This is a genomic window from Pseudomonas sp. 7-41 (assembly GCF_021233075.1).
Taxonomy (GTDB): Bacteria; Pseudomonadota; Gammaproteobacteria; order Pseudomonadales; family Pseudomonadaceae; genus Aquipseudomonas; species Aquipseudomonas veronii.
In genome coordinates this window covers 2,681,658-2,707,490 of sequence record NZ_CP089551.1, presented here as the reverse complement: position 1 = coordinate 2,707,490, position 25,833 = coordinate 2,681,658, and the positions used below count along the sequence as shown (strand labels likewise).

22 protein-coding genes are annotated in these 25,833 nt (G+C 62.8%); 19 read left to right on the top strand and 3 right to left on the bottom strand.

The annotated features are described in order from the left end of the window. The first annotated feature begins 12 nt into the window (after positions 1-12). The 4 genes from LQ249_RS12285 to LQ249_RS12270 all read left to right on the top strand — a co-directional run bounded on the left by LQ249_RS12285 (position 13) and on the right by LQ249_RS12270 (position 5,438). A complete protein-coding gene (locus LQ249_RS12285) occupies positions 13-312 on the top strand; it encodes a sarcosine oxidase subunit delta (RefSeq protein ID WP_046383921.1) in 300 nt (99 codons plus the stop codon). Further along, complete coding sequence (locus LQ249_RS12280) at positions 309-3,206, top strand: 2Fe-2S iron-sulfur cluster-binding protein (protein WP_232566493.1); 2,898 nt, start codon at positions 309-311, stop codon at positions 3,204-3,206. The genes LQ249_RS12285 and LQ249_RS12280 overlap by 4 nt, the downstream gene beginning before the upstream one ends. A gap of 3 nt (positions 3,207-3,209) precedes the next feature. Next, on the top strand, positions 3,210-3,782 hold the full coding sequence (locus LQ249_RS12275; protein WP_057005907.1) for a sarcosine oxidase subunit gamma: 573 nt from the start codon (positions 3,210-3,212) through the stop codon (positions 3,780-3,782). Positions 3,783-4,952: 1,170 nt separating this feature from the next. Further along, the gene (locus tag LQ249_RS12270) at positions 4,953-5,438 is read left to right on the top strand and encodes a flavin reductase family protein (RefSeq protein WP_046383924.1); all 486 of its coding nucleotides are present in this window, start codon (positions 4,953-4,955) and stop codon (positions 5,436-5,438) included. Positions 5,439-5,491: 53 nt separating this feature from the next. Here LQ249_RS12270 and LQ249_RS12265 read toward each other — a convergent pair whose 3' ends face one another. After that, positions 5,492-5,710: a hypothetical protein gene (locus LQ249_RS12265; RefSeq protein ID WP_046383925.1), complete on the bottom strand. Its 219-nt coding sequence runs from the start codon at positions 5,708-5,710 to the stop codon at positions 5,492-5,494. A gap of 188 nt (positions 5,711-5,898) precedes the next feature. Here LQ249_RS12265 and LQ249_RS12260 point away from each other — a divergent pair, with 188 nt between their 5' ends. Continuing rightward, positions 5,899-6,942 (top strand): LLM class flavin-dependent oxidoreductase, encoded by a 1,044-nt coding sequence (locus LQ249_RS12260; protein ID WP_046383926.1) that lies wholly within the window; start codon positions 5,899-5,901, stop codon positions 6,940-6,942. Positions 6,943-6,992: 50 nt separating this feature from the next. Here LQ249_RS12260 and LQ249_RS12255 read toward each other — a convergent pair whose 3' ends face one another. Next, entirely contained in the window at positions 6,993-8,168 is a 1,176-nt protein-coding gene (locus tag LQ249_RS12255) for a XylR family transcriptional regulator (RefSeq protein ID WP_046383927.1), read from the bottom strand. 139 nt (positions 8,169-8,307) lie between these two features. Here LQ249_RS12255 and xylA point away from each other — a divergent pair, with 139 nt between their 5' ends. The 13 genes from xylA to LQ249_RS12190 all read left to right on the top strand — a co-directional run bounded on the left by xylA (position 8,308) and on the right by LQ249_RS12190 (position 23,229). Further along, a complete protein-coding gene (gene xylA, locus LQ249_RS12250) occupies positions 8,308-9,624 on the top strand; it encodes a xylose isomerase (protein WP_017847899.1) in 1,317 nt (438 codons plus the stop codon). A gap of 232 nt (positions 9,625-9,856) precedes the next feature. Further along, positions 9,857-10,855 (top strand): D-xylose ABC transporter substrate-binding protein, encoded by a 999-nt coding sequence (gene xylF, locus LQ249_RS12245; protein WP_017847900.1) that lies wholly within the window; start codon positions 9,857-9,859, stop codon positions 10,853-10,855. A 134-nt stretch (positions 10,856-10,989) separates the two neighbouring features. Further along, the gene (gene xylG / locus LQ249_RS12240) at positions 10,990-12,534 is read left to right on the top strand and encodes a D-xylose ABC transporter ATP-binding protein (protein WP_108526648.1); all 1,545 of its coding nucleotides are present in this window, start codon (positions 10,990-10,992) and stop codon (positions 12,532-12,534) included. Then, positions 12,535-13,671, top strand: a complete 1,137-nt coding sequence (locus LQ249_RS12235) for a sugar ABC transporter permease (protein WP_232566492.1) — start codon at positions 12,535-12,537, stop codon at positions 13,669-13,671. 391 nt (positions 13,672-14,062) lie between these two features. Continuing rightward, entirely contained in the window at positions 14,063-14,371 is a 309-nt protein-coding gene (locus tag LQ249_RS12230) for a DUF6124 family protein (RefSeq protein WP_017847906.1), read from the top strand. A gap of 448 nt (positions 14,372-14,819) precedes the next feature. Next, positions 14,820-15,128, top strand: coding sequence for a DUF6124 family protein (locus tag LQ249_RS12225; RefSeq protein WP_017847906.1), 309 nt, complete (start codon positions 14,820-14,822; stop codon positions 15,126-15,128). 1,095 nt (positions 15,129-16,223) lie between these two features. Then, a complete protein-coding gene (locus LQ249_RS12220; RefSeq protein WP_057005913.1) occupies positions 16,224-17,240 on the top strand; it encodes an iron ABC transporter substrate-binding protein in 1,017 nt (338 codons plus the stop codon). 18 nt (positions 17,241-17,258) lie between these two features. Continuing rightward, positions 17,259-18,833: an ABC transporter permease gene (locus tag LQ249_RS12215; protein ID WP_082643911.1), complete on the top strand. Its 1,575-nt coding sequence runs from the start codon at positions 17,259-17,261 to the stop codon at positions 18,831-18,833. Continuing rightward, positions 18,830-19,897 carry an ABC transporter ATP-binding protein gene (locus LQ249_RS12210; protein WP_057005915.1) on the top strand — a complete coding sequence of 356 codons (1,068 nt, stop codon included), beginning with the start codon at positions 18,830-18,832 and terminating at the stop codon, positions 19,895-19,897. The genes LQ249_RS12215 and LQ249_RS12210 overlap by 4 nt, the downstream gene beginning before the upstream one ends. Before the next feature lie 57 nt (positions 19,898-19,954). Further along, complete coding sequence (locus LQ249_RS12205) at positions 19,955-20,719, top strand: COG4705 family protein (protein WP_057005916.1); 765 nt, start codon at positions 19,955-19,957, stop codon at positions 20,717-20,719. Positions 20,720-20,742: 23 nt separating this feature from the next. Beyond that, the gene (locus LQ249_RS12200) at positions 20,743-21,165 is read left to right on the top strand and encodes a hypothetical protein (protein ID WP_057005917.1); all 423 of its coding nucleotides are present in this window, start codon (positions 20,743-20,745) and stop codon (positions 21,163-21,165) included. A 79-nt stretch (positions 21,166-21,244) separates the two neighbouring features. Beyond that, entirely contained in the window at positions 21,245-21,910 is a 666-nt protein-coding gene (locus LQ249_RS12195; protein ID WP_057005918.1) for a response regulator transcription factor, read from the top strand. Beyond that, complete coding sequence (locus LQ249_RS12190; protein WP_057005919.1) at positions 21,886-23,229, top strand: ATP-binding protein; 1,344 nt, start codon at positions 21,886-21,888, stop codon at positions 23,227-23,229. Before LQ249_RS12195 ends, LQ249_RS12190 begins: the two co-directional genes overlap by 25 nt. 51 nt (positions 23,230-23,280) lie before the next feature. Here LQ249_RS12190 and LQ249_RS12185 read toward each other — a convergent pair whose 3' ends face one another. Further along, positions 23,281-24,780: a CoA-acylating methylmalonate-semialdehyde dehydrogenase gene (locus LQ249_RS12185; RefSeq protein ID WP_169881416.1), complete on the bottom strand. Its 1,500-nt coding sequence runs from the start codon at positions 24,778-24,780 to the stop codon at positions 23,281-23,283. A gap of 109 nt (positions 24,781-24,889) precedes the next feature. Between LQ249_RS12185 and LQ249_RS12180 the strand changes: the two genes are divergently transcribed. Then, positions 24,890-25,828 (top strand): LysR family transcriptional regulator, encoded by a 939-nt coding sequence (locus LQ249_RS12180; protein ID WP_017847909.1) that lies wholly within the window; start codon positions 24,890-24,892, stop codon positions 25,826-25,828. Positions 25,829-25,833: the final 5 nt, after the last annotated feature.

The following is a 25,833-nucleotide window of genomic DNA, read 5'->3' as shown; positions in this document are numbered from 1 at the left end:
GGAGAGCGGACTATGAAAATCATGATGTGCCCGCTCAACGGGCCGCGCAATATCAGCGAGTTCACCTACGGCGGTGAGTTCAAGCCCATGCCCGATCCGGTCAACTGCAGCGACGCCGAATGGGCCGACTACGTGTTCAACACCGACAACCTCGCCGGTGTAGTGCGTGAATGGTGGATGCACACGCCGTCCAGCTACTGGTTCCTCGCCGAGCGCCACACCGTCACCGACGAGATCCTGCGCACCTTCGACCCCAGGGAATTGTTCAACACGCGCGTCGACTTCAACACCGCCAAGGAGATCGCCGGATGAACCGCCTCCCCGCCCCCATGGGCCTGCTGATCCAGCGTGACCAGCCACTCGATTTCAGTTTCGACGGCCACCCCTACCAGGGCCTGCAGGGCGACAGCATCGCCAGCGCCCTGCTCGCCAACGGGCGCTTTCTGATGTCGCGCTCGTTCAAATACCACCGCCCACGCGGGCCGCTGAGCATGGCCGGCCAGGACGCCAACAGCCTGGTGCAATTGCCCCAGGAACCCAACGTGCTGGCCGATGCCCACGCACTGAGCAACGGCCTGGCGGTGACCGCGCAGAACGTCAACGGCACGCTGGACCACGACCGCGATGCCTATATGGGCAAGTTCTCCAAATTCATGCCGGTGGGTTTCTACTACCGCTCGTTCTACAAGCCCAAGGGCATGTGGAAAGTGTGGGAGCCGATCATCCGTAAAAAAGCCGGCCTGGGCGTGCTCGACCTGAACTTCCAGCCCGAGTACTACGACAAGGCCTACCTGTTCACCGACCTCGCCGTCATCGGCGCCGGCCCCGCCGGCTTGCAGGCGGCGCTGACCGCCGCGAATGCCGGGGCGAAGGTGCTGCTGATCGAGCAGCAGCCGATCCTCGGCGGTTCGCTCACTTATGCGCGTTTCGATATCGCCGGCACCCGCGCCGACAACCTGCGCCGCGAATTGCTCAGCGCGGTGCAGCAACACGCGAATATCCAGGTGCTCACCGAGGCCACCTGCAACGCCTGGTTCACCGACAACTACCTGCCGGTGATCCAGGGCAAGCGCCTGTACAAGGTGCGCGCGCAGCAGTGCCTGGTGTGCAGCGGCTCGTTCGACCAGCCGGTGATCTTTCGCAACAACGACCTGCCGGGGGTGATGCTGACCAGCGCCGCGCAACGCCTGATCAAGCTCTACGCCGTCAAGCCCGGCAAACGCGCGGTGGTGCTCACCGGCAACGATGACGGTTACCTCGCCGCCCTCGACCTGCATGACCAGGGCGTGGACGTCGCCGCCCTGATCGACCTGCGCCACGCCCCCGCCGACCAGGCCCTGGCCGGCGCGCTGGCGCAGCGCAAGATCCGTTGCCTGACTAACAGCACGGTGTTCGAGGCCTTGCATGAAAAAGGCCTGCGCCATGTGAAGGGTGTCGATGTGCGCCAGATCACCGCTCAGGGCCAGGTCAGTGACAAGGGGCAGGTGATCGACTGCGACCTGCTGTGCATGTCGGCCGGCTATATGCCGGTGTACCAACTGCTGTGCCAGGCCGGCGGCAAATTGGCCTATGAGGACTCGCGTGCAGAGTTCAGCCTCAGCGGCCTGCCGCAGAACCTGAATGTGGCCGGTTCGGTCCACGGTCGGCACCAACTGGACAATGTACTGGCGGACGCGAGCAACGCCGCCCACGACATCGCCTTCGCCCTCGGCTTGAGCCCTGCCGCAGCGCGTACCCCGCTGCGCAGCGAAGCCCAGGTCAACTTCAACTGGCCGATCTTCCCGCACCCCAAGGGCAAGGATTTCGTCGACTTCGACGAAGACCTGCAAGTGGCGGATATCGTCAACGCCACCCGCATCGGCTACCGCGATGTGCAGTTGGTGAAACGCTACTCCACCGTCGGCATGGGCCCGTCCCAGGGCCGCCACTCGGCGTTGCCGACCGCGCGCCTGGTGGCCTGGGCGACCCAGCGCAATATCAGCGAAACCGGGGTCACCACCGCACGGCCGCCGTTCGTGGCGGAGAAACTCGCCCACGTCGCCGGGCGCGCCTTCGACCCCTACCGGCAAACGCCGATGCATGCGCGGCACCTGCAGGCCGGGGCGAAGATGATGCCCGCCGGCATCTGGCAGCGCCCGGCCTATTACGGCAAGGCCGAGGACCGCGACGCGTGCATGCAGGCCGAAGCCCTGCATGTGCGCAACAAGGTCGGGCTGATCGATGTGTCCACCCTCGGCGGCCTGGACGTGCGCGGCCCGGATGCCGCCGAACTGCTCAACCGGATGTACACCTTCGCGTTTCTCAAGCAGCCGGTGGGCCGTTCGCGTTATGCGCTGATGACCAATGAACACGGGGTAGTGATCGACGACGGCGTGTGCGCGCGGCTGGCCGACAAGCACTTCTACGTCACCGCCACCACCAGCGGCGTCGACCGCATCTACCAGCAGATGCTCAAGTGGAACGCGCAATGGCGCCTGGACGTGGATGTGGCCAACGTCACCGCCGCGATCTGTGCGGTGAACGTGGCCGGGCCGGATTCGCGCAAAGTGCTGGAACAGTTGTGCAGCGACCTCGACCTGAGCGCCGAGGGTTTCCCTTACCTCGGCGTGCGCCAGGGCACGGTGGCCGGGATCAAGGCGCGGCTGCTGCGGGTCGGTTTCGTCGGCGAACTGGGTTATGAAATCCACGTTGCCGCACGTCATGGCCTGGCATTGTGGGATGCGTTGATGGCCGCCGGCAAAGCCTTCGACATTCGTCCCTTCGGCGTCGAAACCCAGCGCCTGCTGCGCCTGGAAAAAGGCCACGTGATCATCAGCCAGGACACCGACGGCATGACCCACCCGGCGGAAATCGACATGGGCTGGGCGGTCAGCCGCAACAAACCGTTCTTCGTCGGCCGCCGCTCGGTGGACATCCTTGAAGCCCAGCCGCTGAAACGCAAACTGGTCGGCTTCAGCTTGCCCAAGGGCAGCGTGCAGCCGCTGGAAGGCCACCTGGTGCTCAACGGCCCGGACATCAGCGGCAACGTCACCTCGTGTGAATACTCCGCCAGCCTGGGCCGGATCATCGGCCTGGCCTACGCCGGGATCGACCAGAGCACACCGGGGCAATGCATTCCGATTCGCGTCGAAGGCGGCATCGTCGTCCAGGCCGAAGTGGTGCAGCTACCGTTCTTCGACCCCACCAACCAACGCCAGGAGGGTTAAGCCATGACCAGTCTGAAAGCCCACGAATTGCTCACGCCGCCCTGCCGCCTGATCGACCAGACCGACCTGCCCCGGGTCGGCTTTCGCGGCGCACACAGCGCCGAGTACCTCACGGCCCGCGGCTTCACCCTGCCCGACGCGCCCAACCGAGCGACCGCACAGGCGGACGGCAGCTGGGTGGCGCGCCTGTCACAGAACGAATACCTGCTGCTGGGCAGCCCGGCGGATCAAGGCCAGCGCATCGCCGATGAAGAAGCGCGCTGGGAACTCGACCACCGCGCCCACTACCTGCTGCCGCGCCAGGACAGTCATGCTTGCGTGCTGCTCAGCGGCACGGTGATTGCCCAGGTGATGGCCAAGCTGTGCGGCGTCGATCTCAGTTTTCCGGCCTTCAAGCCGGGAGCGGTGGCGCAGACGGCGGCGGCGCGGATCAATGTGATCGTCATCCACTCGGGAAGCGTGGAAGCGCCAGCGTTCCACATCCTCTGGGACCGCGCCTCGAAGGACTACTTCGACGGCGCGTTGCGGGATGCGTTGGAGGAGTTTGGCGGGGTGGGGCTTGCCGATCGCGCGTAAAACCAGGGTCAACGCGGCGCTCTCGGGGTTTTCGCGAGCAAGCTCGCTCCTACAGATGACCCCGTCACCGTAGGAGCGGTGCTTGCCCGCGAGGATCGTTAACGATGACGCGGTAAGCCAGGGTCAACGTGGCGCTCTCGGGTTTTTCGCGAGCAAGCTCGCTCCTACAGATGACCCCGTCACCGTAGGAGCGGAGCTTGCCCGCGAGGATCGTTAACGATGACGCGGTAAGCCAGGATTAACGCAGCGGCCTCAGGTTTTTCGCGAGCAAGCTCGCTCCTACAGATGACCCCGTCGCCGTAGGAGCGGAGCTTGCCCGCGAGGATCGTTAACGATGACGCGGTAAGCCAGGGTCAACGTGGCGCTCTCGGGTTTTTCGCGAGCAAGCTCGCTCCTACAGATGACCCCGTCACCGTAGGAGCGGAGCTTGCCCGCGAGGATCGTTAACGATGACGCGGTAAGCCAGGATTAACGCAGCGGCCTCAGGTTTTTCGCGAGCAAGCTCGCTCCTACAGATGACCCCGTCGCCGTAGGAGCGGAGCTTGCCCGCGAGGATCGTTAACGATGACGCGGTAAGCCAGGGTCAACGTGGCGCTCTCGGGTTTTTCGCGAGCAAGCTCGCTCCTACAGATGACCCCGTCACCGTAGGAGCGGAGCTTGCCCGCGAGGATCGTTAACGATGACGCGGTAAGCCAGGATTAACGCAGCGGCCTCAGGTTTTTCGCGAGCAAGCTCGCTCCTACAGATGACCCCGTCGCCGTAGGAGCGGAGCTTGCCCGCGAGGATCGTTAACGATGACGCGGTAAGCCAGGATTAACGCAGCGCTCTCGCCAGAAAAACCTGTTCAGTCGGTATACCCCAACCGCCCCGACCTGACCGACTGCGTGTGCTGACGCGTCGCCAGGCAGCAATCGATGAGGATCACGCCCGACAGCGCCACACGCCCCCCAGTTTTTTACACGACTGATCCGTAGCTCTGGCGCTAATCTGATCGGCTAATGTGCCACATGGCCAATAGCCATTTCTCGCCTTTACCCCAGTATTTATTGGTTACAAGACCAATAATTGACGTTCATCGGGCGCTTGAAAAAGCAGTTGCATGCTTTGTATTACGGTATACCATCATACCTACAAGCCTATAAAAACCGCTCCACCGCCGAGGACCGTCCCATGATCGATGCCGCTATCTACAAACAAGTGATGGGTTCGTTTCCGTCCGGGGTCACCGTGATCACCACGCTCGATGACGACGGGCAAATCGTCGGGCTGACCGCCAGTGCTTTCAGCTCGTTGTCGATGGACCCGGCGCTGGTGCTGTTCTGCCCCAACTACAGCTCCGACTCGTACCCGGTGTTGATCAAGAACAAACGCTTTGCCATCCATGTGCTCTCCGGCGGGCAGCAAACCGAAGCGTATGCCTTTGCGCGCAAGGGCAAAGACAAGGCCCAAGGCCTCGAATGGACGCTCAGCGAGCGGGGCAATCCGATCCTGGCGAATGCCACGGCGGTGATCGAATGCGAGCTGTGGCGCGAGTACGAAGGCGGCGACCACGCGATCATGGTCGGCTCGGTGAAGAACCTCATCGTGCCCCAGCAGAACGCCGGACCACTGGTGTATTGCCACGGCAAAATGGGCGCATTGCCCATGCCGGCTTAAGCCACACACAAAACTTTGTGGGAGGGGGCTTGCCCCCGATAGCGGTGGGTCAGCTACAGATAAGCTGGCTGTTCCTCCGCCATCGGGGGCAAGCCCCCTCCCACAGTTTGATTGCGGGGTGTCAGCCCCTCCCAGTGGCGTGAGACCACGCGATCATGGTCGGCTCGGTGAAGAACCTCATGCACGTTGAGGATGATCAGCACAGCCACCAGAATCACCGGTAGGCTGGCAATCACCGCAAAGGCCAGGATCAGTTTTTGTTTTATGTTCATCGGGCTCGCCTTCCTTGTGAGGTGGGGGTGTAACCGTTGGAGAGAAAAGTTTTGTGGATATTCCATATTATGGTATACCAACAATCAATCCGCCGAACAGCCGTTATCCCCGGCAAGCGTTACAACGGCGAGAGCACTTAAGGGCCCGCGGTCGACAGGCCGATCACAATAGATCCGAGGTACGCGTCATGAAGTTTTCCCTGTTCGTACACATGGAACGTTGGGACGAGAGCATCAGCCACCGCCAGTTGTTCGAAGACTTGACCGAATTGACCCTGATGGCCGAAGCCGGTGGCTTCAGCACCGTCTGGATTGGCGAACACCACGCCATGGAATACACCATCTCGCCAAGCCCGATGCCGTTGCTGGCTTACCTCGCGGCCAAGACCACCACCATTCACCTGGGCGCCGGCACCATCATCGCGCCGTTCTGGCACCCGCTGCGGGTGGCGGGTGAATGCGCCTTGCTTGACGTGATCAGCAACGGCCGCATGGAAGTCGGCCTGGCCCGTGGCGCCTACCAGGTCGAGTTCGACCGCATGGCCGGCGGCATGCCCGCTTCCAGCGGCGGCCAGGCGCTGCGCGAAATGGTCCCGGTGGTGCGCGCGTTGTGGCAAGGCGACTACGCCCACGACGGCGACATCTGGAAATTCCCCACCTCCACCAGCGTGCCCAAGCCCGTACAGAAGCCCAACCCGCCGATGTGGATCGCCGCCCGCGACCCGGACTCCCACAACTTCGCAGTGGCCAACGGCTGCAACGTGATGGTCACGCCGCTGATGAAGGGCGATGAAGAAGTCCTGGACCTGAAAAACAAATTCCAGACCGCCCTCGACAACAACCCCGGCGTGCCGCGCCCGCAATTGATGGTGCTGCGCCACACCCACGTACACGCCGCCGACGACCCGGAAGGCTGGAAAGTCGGGGCCAAGGCGATCTCCAAGTTCTATCGCACCTTCGATGCCTGGTTCGGCAACAAGGAAGTGCCGGTCAATGGCTTCCTGGCGCCAAGCCCGGAAGAAAAATTCGCCGGCCGCCCGGAGTTCGAGCTGGACAGCCTGCACAAGACCGCGATGATCGGCACCGCCGCAGAAATCATCCCGCGCATCAAGTACTACCAGGAACTGGGCGTGGATGAGTTCAGCTTCTGGTGCGACAACAGCCTGCCCCATGCCGAGAAGAAAAAGTCCCTGGCGCTGTTTATCGAGCAGGTCGTGCCAGCGTTTCGTTGATCGGTGAATGACCAAGCCGCTTGCCTCTTCACGGAGCAAGCGGCTTTTTTCTAGGCCGCGCCTTGCTGGTATTCCCGCGGCGTACAGCCAAACTCACGGCGAAACACCGTATGCAGGTACTGCGCCGACTTGAAGCCACACTGCTGCGCCACATCGGCAATCGCCAGGGCGTGGTTTTCCAGGCCCTTGGCGGCGGCGGCGAGTTTGAAGCGCAGGATCTCGTCATGCACGCTGCACCCGCGTGTCTTGCGAAAGTGCGATTCCAGGGATGAACGCGATACACCGACATACGCCGCGACCTGGGCGGTCTTGATGCCCTGGCAGGCGTACTGGCGGATGAACAGCAGCGCCTGCATCACATACGGATTGCCCAACGGCTGATGCAAGCTGGAAGCCTGCACATTGATTGCATCCGGTGGCACCAGGATCTGCGTGCCGGTGCAGGGTTTGCCGTGCAGCATCTGATGCAGCAGCGCGGCGGCCGTGCGGCCCATGGTTTCCGTGCCCTGGATCACCGAACTCAGCGGCACCCGCGTGAGGGTGCGGGTCAGCGGGTCGTTGTCGATGCCGATCAACGCCACCTCCTCCGGCACGGCGATACCGGCAGTGAGGCAGGCCTGCAGCAATTGCCGGGCGCGGGCGTCGGTGACGGCGATGATGCCGATGGGCTTGGGCAGGCTTTGCAGCCAGGCGATCTGCTGCTCCACCGCGCTGTCCCACAACGGCGCGCTGGTGCCCAGGCCGCGGTACACCTCCACCGGCAAACCATCACGTTGCAGCAGGCGCTTGAAGGCCTTTTCGCGCTCCTGGGCCCAGCGATTGGCCTGGGCTGGCGGCAGGCTGAAACAGGCAAACCGGGTCAGTCCGGCCTCGATCAAATGCTCATACGCCAGCTTCATCAGCGCATGGTTGTCGGTGGCCACGTAGGGGATGCCCCTGGGGTAGGCACGCGCATCCTCATAGGAACCGCCCACCGCCACCACCGGCAGCTTGATATCGGCCAGTGCCTCGCCGATCAGCGGGTCGTCGAAGTCGGCAATGATGCCGTCGCCCTGCCAGCGCTCGATGCCTTTGAGGCGGCACAAAAAATCTTCCTCCAGGAACAAATCCCAGGACGCGCGGGTGCTGCTCAGGTAATTGCCGATGCCGGTGATGATGCCGCGGTCATAGATTTTGCTGCCGTTGAACAGCAAGGCGATGCGGTGGACGGGCGGTAGGGTTTTCATTGTTTTTGTCCTGAGGCCGGTCGCCACAGGTTAGACCCCGCCACTCAAAATCGCACTACACCTTGACGATTTTCATAATCGCCGGGCCCAGTGCCGTTGCTAGTATCCAGACACCGCCAAGAACAATAAGGAACACGCCATGACGTACTTCCCCGGTGTCGAGAAGGTTCGCTTCGAAGGCCCCGCCAGCGACGCCCCCCTCGCCTTTCGCCACTACGACGCCAACAAACTGATCCTCGGCAAACCGATGCGCGAACACCTGCGCATGGCGGCCTGTTATTGGCACACCTTCGTCTGGCCGGGCGCGGATATGTTTGGCATGGGCACCTTCAAGCGCCCGTGGCAGCGCAGCGGCGAGCCGATGGAAGTGGCGATCGGCAAGGCCGAGGCGGCCTTTGAGTTTTTCTCCAAGCTGGGCATCGACTACTACAGTTTTCACGACACCGACGTGGCGCCGGAAGGCAGCTCGCTCAAGGAGTACCGCAACCACTTCGCGCAGATGGTCGATCACCTCGAACGCCACCAGGAACAGACCGGCGTCAAACTGCTGTGGGGCACCGCCAATTGCTTCAGCAACCCGCGCTTTGCCGCCGGCGCCGCGAGTAACCCGGACCCGGAGGTGTTCGCCTACGCCGCCGCCCAGGTGTGCAGCGCGATGAACGCCACGCTGCGGCTCAAGGGCGCCAATTATGTGCTGTGGGGCGGCCGCGAAGGTTACGAAACCCTGCTCAATACCGACCTCAAGCGCGAGCGCGAACAGCTCGGGCGCTTTATGCACATGGTGGTGGAGCACAAGCACAAGATCGGCTTCAAGGGCGACCTGCTGATCGAACCCAAGCCCCAGGAGCCGACCAAGCACCAATACGATTACGACAGCGCCACGGTGTTCGGCTTCCTGCATGAGTACGGCCTGGAACACGAGATCAAGGTGAATATCGAGGCCAACCACGCGACCCTGGCCGGGCACAGCTTTCATCATGAGATCGCCACCGCGGTGTCCCTCGGGATCTTCGGCAGCATCGACGCCAACCGCGGCGACCCGCAGAACGGCTGGGACACCGACCAGTTCCCCAACAGCGTCGAGGAGATGACCCTCGCGACGTATGAAATCCTCAAGGCCGGCGGCTTCAAGAATGGCGGCTACAACTTCGATTCCAAGGTGCGCCGCCAGAGCCTGGACGAGATCGACCTGTTCCACGGCCACGTCGCCGCCATGGATGTGCTCGCCCTGGCGCTGGAACGCGCGGCGGCGATGGTGCAGAACGATCGGTTGCAGCAGTTCAAGGACCAGCGCTATGCCGGCTGGCAGCAACCGTTGGGCCAGGCGGTACTGGCCGGCGAATTCAGCCTGGAATCCCTGGCCGAACATGCGTTTGCCCACGAACTCAACCCGCAGGCCGTGAGTGGTCGGCAGGAGATGCTGGAGGGCATCGTGAATCGATTTATCTACACCTGATCACGCAGCCCTCTGCGTAGGAGCGAGCTTGCTCGCGAAAAACGTCAACGATGACGCGTGATGCCTGGATAAACGTGTCGAGTTCGCGATTTTCGCGAGCAAGCTCGCTCCTACACAGGGGGCGGCGGTGACATTTGCGCGACAAATCTACGCACAGAGCGTCGAGGGACGCTCTACAGTTCTACCCGCATCACGCTGTGTCTTTCCAACAACAATAAAAGGACGCACCACCATGAAGTCATTTAAACGCACCCTGCTCGCCTCTGCCCTGGCCCTGCTCGCCCTGCCGGTCATGGCCGATCCGGCCCATCCGAAAATCGGTTTTTCCATCGACGACCTGCGCCTGGAACGCTGGTCCCGCGATCGTGACTACTTCGTCGCGGCGGCGGAAAAACTCGATGCCAAGGTGTTTGTGCAGTCGGCCGATGCCAACGAGCAGAAGCAGATTTCCCAGATCGAAAACCTGATCTCCCGCGGCGTCGACGTGATCGTGATCGTGCCGTTCAACGCCACCGTGCTGACCAACGCCATCGCCGAAGCCAAGAAGGCCGGGATCAAGGTGGTGTCGTATGACCGCCTGATCCTCAACGCGGATATCGACGCCTACATCTCCTTCGATAACGAAAAGGTCGGCGAGATGCAGGCCAATGGCGTGCTGCAGGCGGCGCCCAAGGGCAACTATTTCCTGCTCGGCGGCGCGCCCACCGACAACAATGCCAAGGTCCTGCGCGAAGGCCAGATGAAGGTGCTGCAACCGGCCATCGACAAGGGCGACATCAAGATTGTCGGCCAGCAGTGGGTCAAGGAATGGAACCCGACCGAAGCCCTGAGCATCGTCGAAAATGCCCTGACCCGGAACAACAATAAGATCGACGCCATCGTCGCCTCCAACGACGCCACCGCCGGCGGTGCGATCCAGGCCCTGGCCGCGCAGAAACTGGCGGGCAAGGTGCCGATCTCCGGGCAAGACGCCGACCTCGCCGCCGTCAAGCGCGTGATCGACGGCACCCAGACCATGACCGTGTACAAGCCGCTCAAACTGATCGCCACCGAAGCCGCCAAGCTCTCGGTGCAACTGGCGCGCAACGAAAAGCCCACCTACAGCTCGCAATACGACAACGGCAGCAAGAAAGTCGACACCATCCTGCTCACCCCGACCCCGCTGACCAAGGCCAATATCGACCTGTTGGAGAAGGACGGCTTCTACACCAAAGAGCAGATCGGCCTGTAGGAGCGGGCTTGCCCGCGAAAAACGTCAACGATGACGCGGGCATCCTGGATGTGCGCGTTGCCTGGGGGTTCTTCGCGAGCAAGCTCGCTCCTACGGGAACCGCGTTTCTTCGGCCTTTTGTGTGAGCCATCGCCATGTCGCACTACCTGCTGCAAATGAACGGCATCGTCAAACGCTTTGGCGGTGTCAACGCGCTCAACGGCATCGATATCAAGGTACGGCCGGGGGAATGTGTCGGCCTGTGCGGCGAGAACGGTGCCGGTAAATCCACCTTGATGAAGGTGCTGTCGGCGGTCTATCCCCATGGCACCTGGGACGGCGAAATCCTCTGGGACGGGCAGCCGCTCAGGGCCCAGTCGATCAGCGAAACCGAGGCGGCCGGCATCGTCATCATTCACCAGGAACTGACCCTGGTGCCGGACCTGTCGGTGGCCGAGAACATCTTCATGGGTCACGAGCTGACCCTGCCCGGCGGGCGCATGAACTACCCGGCGATGCTGCACCGCGCCGAAGCGTTGATGCGCGAGCTGAAGGTGCCGGACATGAACGTCGCGCTGCCGGTGTCGCAGTATGGCGGTGGCTACCAGCAACTGGTGGAAATCGCCAAGGCCCTGAATAAACAGGCGCGCCTGCTGATCCTCGACGAGCCCTCCTCGGCCCTGACCCGCTCGGAAATCGAGGTGCTGCTGGAGATCATCAAGGGCCTCAAGGCCAAGGGCGTGGCCTGCGTGTACATCTCCCACAAGCTCGATGAAGTGGCGGCGGTGTGCGACACCATCACGGTGATCCGCGACGGCCAGCACATCGCGACCAGCGCCATGGCCGACATGGATATCCCCCGGATCATCACGCAGATGGTCGGGCGCGAAATGAGCAACCTCTACCCCACCGAGCCGCATGAGATCGGTGAGGTGATGTTCGAAGCGCGCCATGTCACCTGCTACGACGTCGACAACCCCAAGCGCAAACGCGTGGACGACATCTCCTTCGTACTCAGGCGCGGGGAAATCCTCGGCATTGCCGGGCTGGTCGGCGCCGGGCGCACGGAGCTGGTCTCGGCCTTGTTCGGCGCCTACCCCGGCCGCTACAGCGCCGAAGTCTGGCTCGATGGCCAACTGATCGACACGCGCACGCCGCTCAAATCGATCCGCGCCGGGCTGTGCATGGTGCCCGAGGACCGCAAGCGCCAGGGCATCATTCCCGACCTGGGCGTGGGCCAGAACATCACCCTGGCGGTACTCGACACCTACGCGCACCTGACGCGCATCGACGCCGAGGCCGAACTGGGCAGCATCGACCGGCAGATCGCGCGCATGCACCTCAAGACCGCCAGCCCGTTCTTGCCGATCACCAGCCTGTCCGGCGGCAATCAGCAAAAGGCCGTGCTGGCGAAAATGCTCATGGCCAAGCCCAAGGTGCTGATCCTCGACGAGCCCACGCGCGGGGTGGATGTGGGCGCCAAGTATGAGATCTACAAACTGATGGGCGCGCTGGCGGCCGAAGGCGTGGCGATCATCATGGTCTCCTCGGAACTGGCCGAGGTGCTCGGCGTGTCCAACCGCGTGCTGGTAATCGGCGACGGCCAGTTGCGTGGGGATTTCATCAACGAAGGCCTCACCCAGGAACAGGTCCTCGCCGCTGCGCTCAGCCAAAATAATAATGATCGGAAGACCGCTTAGATGAATCAGCTCAAACAGCTGTTTACCCGCTACAAAATGCTCGCGTTGGTGATCGCCGTGGCGTTCATCTGGCTGTTTTTCAGTTGGCAGACCGAGGGCGGCTTCCTCACCCCGCGCAACCTGTCCAACTTGCTGCGGCAGATGTCGATCACCGGGATTCTGGCCTGCGGCATGGTGCTGGTGATCATCAGCGGCGAGATCGATTTGTCGGTGGGCTCGATGCTCGGCTTGTTGGGCGGGCTCGCGGCGATTCTGGACGTGGTCTATCACCTGCCGCTGCTGGCCAACCTGAGCCTGGTGGCGCTGTGCGGGTTGATGATCGGTTTGGCCAACGGCTACATGACCGCGTACCTGCGCATCCCGTCGTTTATCGTCGGTTTGGGCGGCATGCTGGCGTTTCGCGGGATTCTGCTGGGCATCACCGGCGGCACCACCATCGCGCCGGTGTCGCCGTCGCTGGTGTACGTGGGCCAGGGCTATCTGCCGCATGCGGTGGGCATCGGCCTCGGGGTTTTGCTGTTTGCCCTGACCCTGTTTTTGACCTGGAAACAACGGCGCAACCGCGCGCTGCATGGCTTGGCCGCACACTCATTGATGCGCGACGTGCTGCGCGTGACGGTGATCGGCGCGGTGCTGGCCGGGTTCGTCACCACCCTCAACAGCTACGACGGCATCCCGGTGCCGGTGCTGCTGTTGCTGGCGCTGCTCGGCGTGTTCAGCTACGTCACCAGCCAGACCGTATTCGGCCGCCGCGTGTATGCGGTGGGCAGCAACATGGAAGCCACGCGCCTGTCGGGCATCAACGTGCAGGCCGTCAAACTGTGGATCTTCGGCATCATGGGCGTGATGTGCGCCCTCGCCGGCCTGGTCAACACCGCACGCCTCGCCGCCGGTTCACCGTCGGCAGGCAACATGGGCGAACTCGACGCCATCGCCGCCTGCTTTATCGGCGGCACCTCCATGCGCGGCGGCTCGGGCACGGTGTATGGCGCGCTGCTCGGGGCGCTGGTGATTACCAGCCTGGATAACGGCATGTCGATGCTGGATGTGGACAGTTACTGGCAGATGATTGTGAAGGGCAGCATTTTGGTGCTGGCGGTGTGGGTGGATGTGAGTACGCGGGCGGGTCGGCGATAAACCCCATTCTTCCATGTGGGAGGGAGCAAGCTCCCTCCCACATGGACCGCATTTCATTGGAGTTAGTGGCATTTGGTCATGGTTTTTAAAGGGCCAGCAAGCCGGGTCGCTTTAAATTGCAGGACGTTTCCTAGACAATCTGCGCCGCCTTGTGCCTGTTGGAATCGATGGCTAGTCTGCGGTCCGTCACTGCCAAATCAGTGATCGGGTTTAGTCGCCCGACCTCTCATCACGTGCACGGTCTTCCATCAGTTTTTATGGTGGCTGTGCGCAGGGCGCCTTCGGGTGCGCCGGATTTTCGTGATGACCGGTCGACTAACCTGCGTACAGCCGCCACCCTACGTTTAGTCGCGGCGGGGTGGCGAATCTCAATCCATCACGGAATTACACCATGACCAAAGCCCTACCCGACCCACCCATCGATCCCACCAAAGACCGCGCTGCCTTCAACCGCGCCATCGACCATTACCTGCCCACCCAAGGTTTCCACGCCGTCAACGAAGACCTGAGCTTCGAAGACGCCCTGCTCTACACCGCCAGTCTGCTGGACAGCGCTTCGGCGACGGCGCTGGATTGCGGGGAGCTGCTGGAGAAACCGGAGCGGGCGAAGATCCTCGCGGTGTGGCATTTGCTGGAAATCGCCAAAACCACGGTTGACCGCTCCATCGAATGCCTCAGGCCCACGAAGACCACTGCCTGACCACGCACAAAAAATGTGGGAGGGAGCTTGCTCCCGATAGCGGTGGTTCAGGCACTCATGCAGTGACTGCCACTCCGTCATCGGGGGCAAGCCCCCTCCCACATGGACCGTATTTCATTGGAGTTAGTGGCATCTGGTCATGGTTTTTAAAGGGCCAGCAAGTCGGGTCGCTTTAAATTGCAGGACGTTTCCTAGACAATCTGCGCCGCCTTGTGCCTGTTGGAATCGATGGCTAGTCTGCGGTCCGTCACTGCCAAATCAGTGATCGGGTTTAGTCGCCCGGATTCAGAACAGGCGCATGGTCCCATGAAGCTCAATGGTGGCTGTGCGCAGGGCGCCTTCGGGCGCGCCGGGTTCCTGTTCTGACCGGTCGACTAACCTGCGTACAGCCGCCACCTTCGTTTAGTCGCGAAGAGTGCCGTCTCCTTGATCAGACAGGAGTTTCACCATGACCAAAGCCCTACCCGACCCACCCATCGATCCCACCAAAGACCGCGCTGCCTTCAACCGCGCCATCGACCATTACCTGCCCACCCAAGGTTTCCACGCCGTCAACGAAGACCTGAGCTTCGAAGACGCCCTGCTCTACACCGCCAGTCTGCTGGACAGCGCTTCGGCGACGGCGCTGGATTGCGGGGAGCTGCTGGAGAAACCGGAGCGGGCGAAGATCCTCGCGGTGTGGCATTTGCTGGAAATCGCCAAAACCACGGTTGACCGCTCCATCGAATGCCTCAGGCCCACGAAGACCACTGCCTGACCACGGACAAAAAAAGTGGGAGGGAGCTTGCCCCGATGGCGGTGGTTCAGGCACTCATGCAGTGACTGCCACTGCGCCATCGGAGGCAAGCCTCCTCCCACATTGACCGTATTCCACCGATTGATCGGCGGGGTAAGTGGTATTTGGTCGTGTATCGACAGTTCCTGGCAGATGATCGTGAAGGGCTGCATGTTGGTGCTGGCGGTGTGGGTAGATGTGAGTACCCGGGCAGGTCGGCAGTGAGCCCCATTCTCACCGACACCGCATAACCCCTGTGAGAGGGGGCTTGCCCCCGATGGCGGCGGGCCAGCCAAGTCGTTGTCGACTGCCACTGCGCCATCGGAGGCAAGCCTCCTCCCACATTGACCGTATTCCACCGATTGATCGGCGGGGTAAGTGGCATTTGGTCGTGTATCCACAGTTACAGGCAGATGATCGTGAAGGGCTGCATGTTGGTGCTGGCGGTGTGGGTAGATGTGAGTACCCGGGCAGGTCGCCGATAAGCCCCATTCTCACCGACACCGCATAAACCCTGTGAGAGGGGGCTTGCCCCCGATGGCGGCGGGCCAGCCAAGTCGTTGTCGACTGACACTCCGCCATCGGAGGCAAGCCTCCTCCCACATTGACCGCATTTCATTGTTTGAGCGGCGGTGTGGGTAGATGTGAGTACCCGGGCAGGTCGGCAGTGAGCCCCATTCTCACCGACACCGCATAACCCCTGTGAGAGGGGGCTTGCCCCCGATGGCGGCGGGTCAGCCAAGTCGTTGTCGACTGACACTCCGCCATCGGAGGCAAGCCTCCTCCCACATTGAGCGCATTTCATTGTTTGAGCGGCGGTGTGGGTAGATGTGAGTATCCGGGCAGGTCGGCGGTGAGCCCCACTCTCATGAACACCGCCCAAGCCCCCCTCAGTTGATAGGCGTTACGTTAAAGGCCATCGACCCACGACATTTATCACGTTTATTTGACGTTTTTTTCTCATGCCCACCTCTACATTCGCCGCGCCCCAATATGCAAATGATTCCTATTGATCTAATCTAAATCGACCTCAAACAGATTTCCCGTGCAGCCATAAAAACCCGGAGCGCTCACCGCATGACCACCCGCCGTCCTTCGTTCGTCAAAAAAGCCCTGCTGGTCACCGCTCTGGTCAGCGTCGGGCATGTTTATGCCGCCAGCGAGCCGGTCGGCATCGTGGTCTACAACGCCCAGCACGAAAGCCTCACCAAGGCGTGGGTCGAAGGGTTCACCCAGGAAACCGGGATCCCGGTGACCATCCGCAACGGCGACGACACCGAGATGGGGAACCAGCTCGTGCAGGAAGGCGCCGCCTCTCCGGCGGACGTGTTCCTCACCGAGAACTCCCCGGCCATGGTGCTGGTGGACAACGCCGGCTTGTTCGCGCCAGTCGCGCCAAGCACCCTGGAACAGGTGGATGCCGCCTACCGTCCGGCCCACGGCAAATGGGTGGGTATCGCCGCGCGCTCCACGGTGTTTGTGTACAACCCGAGCACATTGAAAGAAGGCGATCTGCCCAAATCCCTGCTGGACCTGGCTTCACCAAGCTGGAAAGGCCGTTGGGCAGCCTCGCCGGCCGGTGCCGACTTCCAGGCCATCGTCGCCGCCGTGCTGGAGCTCAAGGGCGAGGCCGCGACCCTCGACTGGCTCAAGGCAATGAAAGCCAACGCGAGCATCTACCGTGGCAACAGCGCCGTGCTCAAAGCCGTCAACGCCGGCCAGGTCGACAGCGGCGTGATTTATCACTATTACAGCTTCGTCGACCAATCCAAGACCGGCGAAAACAGCAAAAACACTCAACTGCACTACTTCAAGCACCAGGATCCGGGCGCGTTTGTGAGCATTTCCGGTGGTGGTGTATTGGCTTCCAGCAAGCACAAGGAACAGGCCCAGGCCTTCCTGAAGTGGATCACCGGCAAAGACGGCCAGGCGGTCCTCAAGGACGGTAATTCGTTCGAATACGCGGTCGGCCAGAACGCCACATCCAACCCCAAGCTGACCCCACTGGCGCAATTGGACGCACCTAAGGTCGACGCGTCGAAGCTCAACAGCAAAAAGGCTGTCGAGCTGATGACCCAAGCCGGACTGCTCTGATTGCTGCCTGAATCGTCGATCCCCGGCATCGCCCACGCGCAGCCACGCAAACGCCCCCACGGACTGTTCAAAAGCCGTGGGGGCACGTGGATCACCAGTTTGTCGGTCCTGGTTTCGTTGTTGGCGTTGCTGCCGATTGCGTTTGTGATCGGCGTGTCCTGGCAAATCGGCTGGGCACAGATCGAAGCGTTGGTGTGGCGCCCACGCGTCGGTGAACTGCTGGTCAACACCGTGTTGCTGGTCCTGTTCACCCTGCCGTTGTGCGTGGCGCTGGGCATTGCACTGGCGTGGTTGACCGAGCGCAGCAATCTGCCGGGGCGCCGCGCCTGGTCGTTGTTGGCGGTCGCGCCGCTGGCGGTGCCGGCGTTTGTACACAGTTACGCGTGGGTCAGCCTGGTGCCGTCGATCCACGGCTTACCGGCCGGTGTGCTGGTGTCAGTGATTGCCTATTTCCCCTTTCTGTACCTGCCGGTGGCGGCGACCCTGCGCCGGCTTGATCCTGCGATTGAAGACGTGGCCGAATCCCTGGGCCTCAAGCCCTGGGCGGTGTTCTGGCGGGTGGTGTTGCCCCAGTTGCGCCTGGCGATCTGCGGCGGCGCGCTGCTGGTCGGCCTGCATCTGCTGGCCGAATACGGCCTGTACGCGATGATCCGCTTCGACACCTTCACCACGGCGATTTTCGATCAGTTCAAATCCACCTTTAATGGCCCGGCGGCGAATATGCTGGCGGCCGTGTTAGCCCTGTGTTGCCTGGCGATGCTCACCGCTGAGGCCTCGGCACGTGGCCATGCACGCTATGCGCGGGTCGGTTCCGGCAGCGCCCGTGAGCAGCGCATCGTCAGGCTGAGCCCCCTCCTCACCGTGCTCGCCCTCGGTTTGCAAGCCGTGACCTGTGTGTTGGCCCTGGGCGTGCCGCTGTTCACCCTGGGCAAATGGTTGATCGCCGGGGGCCGCGAGGTCTGGCAATTCAGCGAGTTGCTGCCGGCGCTGGAACAAACCGTACTGTTGGGTATTGCCGGCGCCGTGCTGACCACCTGCGCGGCGGTGCCGATCGCCTGGCTGTCGATTCGCGCACCGGGCCGCTTGCAGCGCATCCTGGAAAGCTGCAACTACATCACCAGTTCGTTACCCGGCATTGTCGTGGCACTGGCGCTGGTCACGGTGACCATCCACTTTGCCCGGCCGATCTACCAGACCACGATCACCGTGCTGCTCGCCTATCTGCTGATGTTCCTGCCACGGGCGCTGGTCAGCCTGCGGGCGGGTATCGCCCAGGCCCCGGTGGAGCTGGAAAACATGGCGCGCAGCCTGGGCCGCTCGCCGGGCCGGGCACTGTGGCTGATCACAATGCGCCTGGCGGCGCCAGCTGCCGCAGCGGGCGCGGCGCTGGTGTTCCTCGCGATCACCAACGAACTGACCGCCACCCTGTTGCTGGCGCCGAACGGTACGCGCACCCTGGCCACCGGGTTCTGGGCGATGACCAGCGAAATCGACTACGCCGCAGCGGCGCCCTACGCGTTGATCATGATTCTGCTCTCACTGCCGTTGACCGGCCTCCTCTACCACCAATCCAAACGCACGGCCGGCCGATGAACGCCCTCGAACTCACCGCACTCTGCAAAACCTTCGGCACCCAACAGGCCTTGGCCGACGTCAGCCTGGCGGTGCCCAACGGCAGCCGCATGGTGATCGTCGGGCCTTCCGGCTCCGGCAAGACCACCTTGCTGCGGATGATTGCTGGCTTCGAGTTTCCCGACAGCGGCAGCCTGACCCTGAACGGCCAGGTGCTGGTTGACGCCACCCACGCCGTACCAGCGCACCAACGCCAGATCGGCTATGTGCCGCAGGACGGCGCGCTGTTCCCGCACATGACCGTGGCCGACAACATCGGTTTCGGGCTGGCGGCCAAACATACCTCGCGACACGCACGCATCGCCGAACTGATGGACAGCGTGGCCCTCGACGCCAACATGGCCCGGCGTTGGCCCCACGAGCTGTCGGGCGGCCAGCAGCAACGGGTGGCGCTGGCGCGGGCGTTGGCTCAACAGCCCCGGTTGATGCTGCTGGATGAGCCGTTTTCCGCGCTGGACACCGGCCTGCGCTCGGCCATGCGCAAGATGGTCGCGCGGTTGTTGAGCGACGCGGGCATCACCACGATCCTGGTCACCCATGATCAAAGCGAGGCGCTGTCGTTCGCCGACCAGTTGGCGGTGATGCGCCAGGGGCGCCTGGTGCAGTCGGGCCGTCCAATGGACTTGTACCAGTACCCCGCCGATGAGCAGACCGCGTTGTTTCTCGGTGAAGCCGTGGTCATGCCCGCCAGGATCGAAGCCGGTTGGGCCCACTGCGCACTGGGTCGCGTGCCGGTCGACAGCCAGGCCAACCAAGGTACGACACGGATCATGCTGCGTCCGGAGCAACTGCTGCTGAGTAGCACCGAGGGTTCCGGCTGCCGCGGCGTGGTCACCGAACGCGAATTCGGCGGCAATACCTGCACCCTGACCGTGGCGTTGCAAGCGGATGAGGACGTGCCCGGCCAAGCCATCCCGGTGCGCAGCTCGGGCCTGCAAGCGCCAAACGTGGGGAGCGTGGTACACCTCACCACGGTGGGCCTGGCCCATGTGCTGAAAAAAACCGCGGCCCTCAGTCTCAGCTAAGTGTCGGGGCCTACCTTCTCTCCTGCGCCCACCGCGCAGTCGAGAAGAGGTAACCCGATGAATGCCACAGCAGCCCGTTGGCTGAACAAAGTACCCGAGGTGACGCTGTCATTCTGGGTGATCAAAATCCTGTCCACCACCGTGGGCGAAACCGGCGCGGATTACCTCGCCGTCGATGCCGGCTTCGGCGCTGGCTGGACCAGCTTCGGCATGGCCGTGCTGCTGGGGTGCGCGTTGTTCTGGCAGTTGCGCACCAAGGCCTACACCCCGTGGATCTACTGGTTGACCGTGGTGCTGGTGAGCATCGTGGGCACGCAGATCACCGACATCCTCACCGACAAACTCGACGTGAGCCTGTACACCAGCACGGCGATTTTCTCGGTGCTGCTGGGTCTCAACTTCATAGCCTGGTTCCGTACCGAGCGCAGCCTGTCGATCCGCGCCATCGTCACCCCGCGCCGTGAATGGTTCTACTGGACCACGGTGCTCTGCACCTTTGCCCTCGGCACCGCCGCCGGCGACCTGGCCACCGAAGCGCTGGGCCTGGGCTTTACCCTCGGAGCCGTGATCTTCGCCGGCCTGATCGCCGCCGCCCTGCTGGCCTGGCGCCTGGGCGTCAACAGCGTGCTGACCTTCTGGATCGCCTACATCCTCACCCGGCCGTTCGGCGCCTCCCTCGGCGACCTGCTGACCCAAGCCAAGACCTATGGTGGCCTGGGCATGGGCGCCAGTTGGACCAGCGCACTGTTCCTCTGCGTCATTGTCCTGCTGGTCGCCGTGGCGCAATTAAGCGTCGGCAACCGCAAAACCATCGCCCAATAAAGACTCAACTCAAGGAACCCCTCATGCGCCCCGTGCAAAACCTGATCCGCCGCGTCGCCATCGTTTCAGCGATCTTCATGCTGAGCATCGCCACCGGCTGCTCCAAACCCGCCGATAAGCCCAAGGACAGCACCGGCCCAGCGACCAGCCAACACCAGGCATCGAAACTGGGCGATCTGTCCGAATTCCAAAACATCGCGGTGGACGTATCGGCCCTCGTCGCCAAGAACGACCTGCCTGCCGCCAAAGCCCGGATCAAAGACCTGGAAACCAGCTGGGACGCAGCCGAAGCCGGGATCAAGCCCCGCGCCGCCAGTGACTGGCATGTGCTGGATAAAGCCATCGACCGCGCGCTGGATGCCTTGCGCGCAGGCAGCCCGAACCAGGCCGACTGCAAAGCCTCGATGGACGACATGCTCAAGGCCTTTGACTCGATGAAAGGCTAAGACCAGACAAACATCGGCCCAGGTGCTTCAATACACACGCGACGACACTCTCGTCGCGTCGGTTTTTTAGGGAAGCGACATGCGGATACTGCTGGTCGAAGACGACCCCATGATTGGCGATGCGATCCAGCGTGCGCTCAGCGACGCAAGCTACGCCGCCGACTGGGTCAAGAACGGCCTCACGGCCCTGGCTGCCCTCGACACCCACTCCTACGACCTGGTGCTGTTGGACCTCGGCCTGCCCGGCAAGGACGGCCTGCAAGTGCTGGACATCATCCGCGCCGGCAACAACCCGGTGCCGCTGCTGATCATCACCGCCCGTGACAGCCTCGATGACCGCCTGCGCGGCCTCGATGGCGGTGCCGACGACTACGTACTCAAGCCTTTCGACATGCCCGAACTGCTCGCCCGCATGCGCGCCGTGCTGCGCCGCAAAGGCGGCAGCGCCTCGTCGTTGCTCGGCAACGGCGTGGTATCGCTGGACCTGCTCTCCAAAGAAGCCAGCACCGAAGCGCTGCATGGCGTGGCCCTTTCCAGCCGTGAATTTGCGCTGTTGCAGGCGTTGCTGATCCGACCGGGAGCCATCCTGTCGCGCAGCGAATTGGAAGACCGTCTGTACGGCTGGGGCAATGAGGTCGAAAGCAACGCCATCGAGTTCTTGATTCACGCCTTGCGGCGCAAGTTGGGAAGTCACGTGATCAAGAACGTCAGGGGCATGGGATGGATGGTTTCAAAAAACGTTTGAGTGAGTCGGTGCAACTGCGCCTGTCGGTGACGCTGTCCCTGGCGATTCTGTTGGTGGCGCTGCTGGCCAGTGTATTTGCCTTCGTCTCGGCGTTCGAGGAAGCCCACGAACAACAGGACGCCACCTTGCGCCAGGTGGCCATGCTGTTCGACCGCCAGCAGATGACGCTGCACTACCCCCAGGGCCAGGCCATTGACGACGATGAAGAATCGCGGGTGATCATCCAGCACCTGGGTGATGGCCGCCACGCCACGGGCAACAACGACGAGGCGTTGCCACTGCCGTTTCCCACCACGCTCGCCGATGGCCTCGCCACGGTTGAAGTGGCCGGCGAAGCCTTTCGTGTGCTGGTGCACACCACCTCCCACGGCGAGCGCATTGCCGTGGCCCAGGAACAGGACGTCCGCGACAAGGACGCCCGCGAAAGCGCCTGGCGCAGCCTGTTGCCGTTCCTGATCCTGTTCCCCGTGCTGTTACTGGTGGTGGGCGACTTGGTGCGCAAACTGTTTCGTCCCATCGGCATGCTGGCCGCCGAAATCGACCAGCGCGCCGAACAAGAACTGCACCCGATTGATGAGCAGCACCTGCCGACGGAAGTGCGTCCGTTCGTGGTCGCCATCAATCGACTGTTGGCCCGCGTTGGCCAGTCCATGGACAGCCAGCGCCGCTTTGTAGCCGATGCCGCCCATGAGCTGCGCTCGCCGATGACCGCCTTGTCCCTGCAAGCGGAACGCCTTGCGGACACTGACTTGTCACCCGCCAGCCGCGAGCGTTTTTTGCCGTTATCCCGGGGCATCGAGCGCGGCCGCAAACTCATCGACCAACTGTTGGCGCTGGCGGCGGCACAGTCGCCGTCAGTGCGGGTACAGGGCCCTCTCTCGGTGCATGGCATCTATCGACAGGTACTCGAAGACTTATTGCCCCTGGCCGAGCGCAAGCAGATCGATATCGGTGTCGACAGCACCGAGGACGTACAGGTGGTGTTCAACGCGCTGGACCTGTTCACCCTGGTCAAGAACCTGGTGGACAACGCGATTCGCTACACCCCGCAGGGCGGGCGGATCGATCTGTCAGTGGGGTGGGTAGAAGGCGCCGTACTGCTGCAAGTCAAAGACACCGGCCCCGGCATTGCCGTGAAGGAACAGGCACGGGTGTTCGACGCGTTTTATCGCAGCCTGGGTTCGGAAGAAGCCGGTTCCGGATTGGGGTTGTCGATCGTCAAGGCGATCAGCGAGCGCACCGGTTGCCGTGTGCAGTTGGCATTCAGCGATACGCTGGCGCAACGGGGGTTGTGCGTCAGCGTCTGGATCGCTCAATGAGTTGTCCATTGCCCCGACAACCACTCGGGCGAATGGTTGTCGGGGCAGTGCTTACTTCGACACCGGCATCGCAAACTCCGCACCCTGCTCAATGCTCTCCGACCAACGCTGCATGATCGACTTCTGCTTGGTGTAGAAGCGCACCCCCTCAGTGCCGTAGGCATGCATATCGCCGAACAGGCTCTTCTTCCAGCCGCCAAAGCCGTGCCAGGCCATCGGCACCGGGATCGGTACGTTGATGCCGACCATGCCCACTTCGATACGCCGTGCGAATTCGCGGGCGATGTTGCCGTCGCGGGTGAAGCAGCTGACGCCGTTGCCGAATTCGTGGTCGTTGACCAGTTTCACCGCTTCGGCAAAATCATTCACGCGCACGCAGGCCAGCACCGGGCCGAAGATTTCTTCGCGGTAGATGCTCATCTCTTGAGTCACATGGTCGAACAAGGTCGCGCCGAGCCAGAAGCCGTTTTCCAGGCCGGGTTCGGTCGGCACGTAATCGCGGCCGTCGAGCAGCAGCTGCGCGCCGGCCTGGACGCCTTGTTCGATATAGCCGCTGATGCGTTCCAGTGCGGCGCGCGAGACGATCGGGCCCATTTCGGCCTTGAGGTCGCGGCCGTCGGTGATGCGCAGTTGCTTGGCCCGCTCGGTCAGGGCGGCGATGACTTTGTCACCCACATCGCCCACCAGCACCGCCACCGAGATGGCCATGCAGCGTTCGCCGGCACTGCCATAGGCGGCGCCCATCAGCGCGTCGACGGTGCGTTCGATGTCGGCGTCGGGCATCACCACCATGTGGTTTTTCGCGCCGCCCAGGCCTTGCACGCGCTTGCCGTGGCGCGCGCCGGTTTCGTAGATGTATTGGGCGATCGGCGTGGAGCCGACAAAGCTCACGGCCTTGACGTCCGGGTGTTCGATCAGCGCGTCCACCGCTTCCTTGTCGCCCTGCACCACGTTGAACACGCCTTTGGGCAAACCGGCTTCACGCAAAAGCTCAGCCATGAACAGCGCGGCGCTCGGGTCGGTCGGGCTGGGCTTGAGGATGAAGGTGTTGCCCGCCGCGATGGCGATCGGGTACATCCACATCGGCACCATCACCGGGAAGTTGAACGGCGTGACGCCAGCGACCACGCCCAGGGGCTGGCGCATCGTCCAGTTATCCATGCCACGCGAGACCTGGTCGGAGTGTTCGCCCTTGAGCAGGTTGGGAATGCCGCAGGCGAATTCGAGGATGTCGATGCCACGGTCGACTTCGCCCTGGGCATCGGTAAACACCTTGCCGTGTTCGGCGACGATGATGCGCGCCAGGTCGTCCTTGCGTTCGCGCAGCAGGTGCAGGTATTCGAACAATACGCGGGCGCGGCGGATCGGCGGGGTATCGGCCCAACTGGCGAAGGCGGCTTGGGCAGCGGCGACGGCTTCGCCGACGGTCTGGCGGCTGGCCAGGGCGACGCGCCCGGTCACGGCGCCGGTGGCCGGGTTGTAGACGTCCTGATAGCGATCATCGCGGCTCACGCGCTGGTCGTTGATGTAGTGCTCGATGGTGCTGGTCATGGCAGTAGGTCCCAGGTGGGTAGCGGTGGGACACACGATAGGCTTTCGATTTGTTCCGAACCAGAGCAGAATCCAGAACTTATTGTCCTTATAGGCGAACAATAATCTCATGGAAAAGTCTGAGATCGAAGGGCTGTGGAGCCACATTCACTGGCTCTCGGTGCTGGAAGAACACGGCACCTACACCGCCGCCGCGGCGCGCCTGGGGGTGAGCAAGTCGGCGGTCAGCCAGCGCATCAGCGACCTGGAAAAAGCCACCGGCACGCGCCTGGTCACCCGCACCACCCGCAGCGTGCGCCTGACCGACGCCGGGCAGTCACTGACGCGGGACGTGCGCAGCGCCTACGAACAGATCGCCCGCAGTTTTTCTTCGGTGCGCGACGCCGCCGGGGAAATCCGCGGCCTGGTGCGCTTGACCGCGCCGGTCGCGTTCGCCCGGCAGCAACTGGTGCCGCACCTGTCGGCCTTCCTGCAACTGTACCCGCAGGTGCGGGTCCAGCTGGAGGTGTCGGATGCCTTGAGTTCACTGGCCGCCGAAGGCTACGACCTGGCGGTGCGCCACGGTTTTCAGGTGCCGGAAACCCACGTCGCATGGAAGCTGTGCGACACCACCTCGGTGCTGGTCGCCACCCGCGACTACCTGCAACGCCACGGCGAACCGCGCAGCCCCGGCGAACTCAGCGCGCATAACTGCCTCTACTACCCGCGCGGCACCGAGCAGCCCGCCTGGACCTTCGAGCGCGGCGGCAAAACCCTCGAACGGGTCACCGTGCCGATCGCCGGGAGCTTCTCGACCAACAACAGCGAAGCCTTGCGCGACTCGGCACTCAATCACCTGGGCATCGCCCTGCTCCCGGATTTCAGCGCCCATGCGGCGCTGGCCGGCGGCACACTGGTGCAGGTGCTCAAGGGCTGGACGCTCAAGGGCGCGTTTGCCGATGAGATTTACTTGATACGGCCCTACTCGCCCCATGTACCCAAGTCCGTAAGTGCATTGGTGGGTTATCTGAAGGAAAAACTCTCCGGAGGCTTTCGTGTCACGGGTTGACCGCT

What these genes read in the sequence shown, in the direction of transcription:
- LQ249_RS12225 (WP_017847906.1), top strand. Translation starts at nt 14,820, where the DNA reads ATGACCAAAGCCCTACCCGACCCACCCATCGATCCCACCAAAGACCGC.
- LQ249_RS12220 (WP_057005913.1), top strand. Translation starts at nt 16,224, where the DNA reads ATGACCACCCGCCGTCCTTCGTTCGTCAAAAAAGCCCTGCTGGTCACC.
- LQ249_RS12235 (WP_232566492.1), top strand. Translation starts at nt 12,535, where the DNA reads ATGAATCAGCTCAAACAGCTGTTTACCCGCTACAAAATGCTCGCGTTG.
- LQ249_RS12285 (WP_046383921.1), top strand. Translation starts at nt 13, where the DNA reads ATGAAAATCATGATGTGCCCGCTCAACGGGCCGCGCAATATCAGCGAG.
- LQ249_RS12275 (WP_057005907.1), top strand. Translation starts at nt 3,210, where the DNA reads ATGACCAGTCTGAAAGCCCACGAATTGCTCACGCCGCCCTGCCGCCTG.
- xylG (WP_108526648.1), top strand. Translation starts at nt 10,990, where the DNA reads ATGTCGCACTACCTGCTGCAAATGAACGGCATCGTCAAACGCTTTGGC.
- LQ249_RS12280 (WP_232566493.1), top strand. Translation starts at nt 309, where the DNA reads ATGAACCGCCTCCCCGCCCCCATGGGCCTGCTGATCCAGCGTGACCAG.
- LQ249_RS12185 (WP_169881416.1), bottom strand. Translation starts at nt 24,780, where the DNA reads ATGACCAGCACCATCGAGCACTACATCAACGACCAGCGCGTGAGCCGC.
- LQ249_RS12230 (WP_017847906.1), top strand. Translation starts at nt 14,063, where the DNA reads ATGACCAAAGCCCTACCCGACCCACCCATCGATCCCACCAAAGACCGC.
- LQ249_RS12180 (WP_017847909.1), top strand. Translation starts at nt 24,890, where the DNA reads ATGGAAAAGTCTGAGATCGAAGGGCTGTGGAGCCACATTCACTGGCTC.
- LQ249_RS12205 (WP_057005916.1), top strand. Translation starts at nt 19,955, where the DNA reads ATGAATGCCACAGCAGCCCGTTGGCTGAACAAAGTACCCGAGGTGACG.
- xylF (WP_017847900.1), top strand. Translation starts at nt 9,857, where the DNA reads ATGAAGTCATTTAAACGCACCCTGCTCGCCTCTGCCCTGGCCCTGCTC.
- LQ249_RS12270 (WP_046383924.1), top strand. Translation starts at nt 4,953, where the DNA reads ATGATCGATGCCGCTATCTACAAACAAGTGATGGGTTCGTTTCCGTCC.
- xylA (WP_017847899.1), top strand. Translation starts at nt 8,308, where the DNA reads ATGACGTACTTCCCCGGTGTCGAGAAGGTTCGCTTCGAAGGCCCCGCC.
- LQ249_RS12190 (WP_057005919.1), top strand. Translation starts at nt 21,886, where the DNA reads ATGGATGGTTTCAAAAAACGTTTGAGTGAGTCGGTGCAACTGCGCCTG.
- LQ249_RS12265 (WP_046383925.1), bottom strand. Translation starts at nt 5,710, where the DNA reads ATGAACATAAAACAAAAACTGATCCTGGCCTTTGCGGTGATTGCCAGC.
- LQ249_RS12200 (WP_057005917.1), top strand. Translation starts at nt 20,743, where the DNA reads ATGCGCCCCGTGCAAAACCTGATCCGCCGCGTCGCCATCGTTTCAGCG.
- LQ249_RS12260 (WP_046383926.1), top strand. Translation starts at nt 5,899, where the DNA reads ATGAAGTTTTCCCTGTTCGTACACATGGAACGTTGGGACGAGAGCATC.
- LQ249_RS12195 (WP_057005918.1), top strand. Translation starts at nt 21,245, where the DNA reads ATGCGGATACTGCTGGTCGAAGACGACCCCATGATTGGCGATGCGATC.
- LQ249_RS12255 (WP_046383927.1), bottom strand. Translation starts at nt 8,168, where the DNA reads ATGAAAACCCTACCGCCCGTCCACCGCATCGCCTTGCTGTTCAACGGC.
- LQ249_RS12210 (WP_057005915.1), top strand. Translation starts at nt 18,830, where the DNA reads ATGAACGCCCTCGAACTCACCGCACTCTGCAAAACCTTCGGCACCCAA.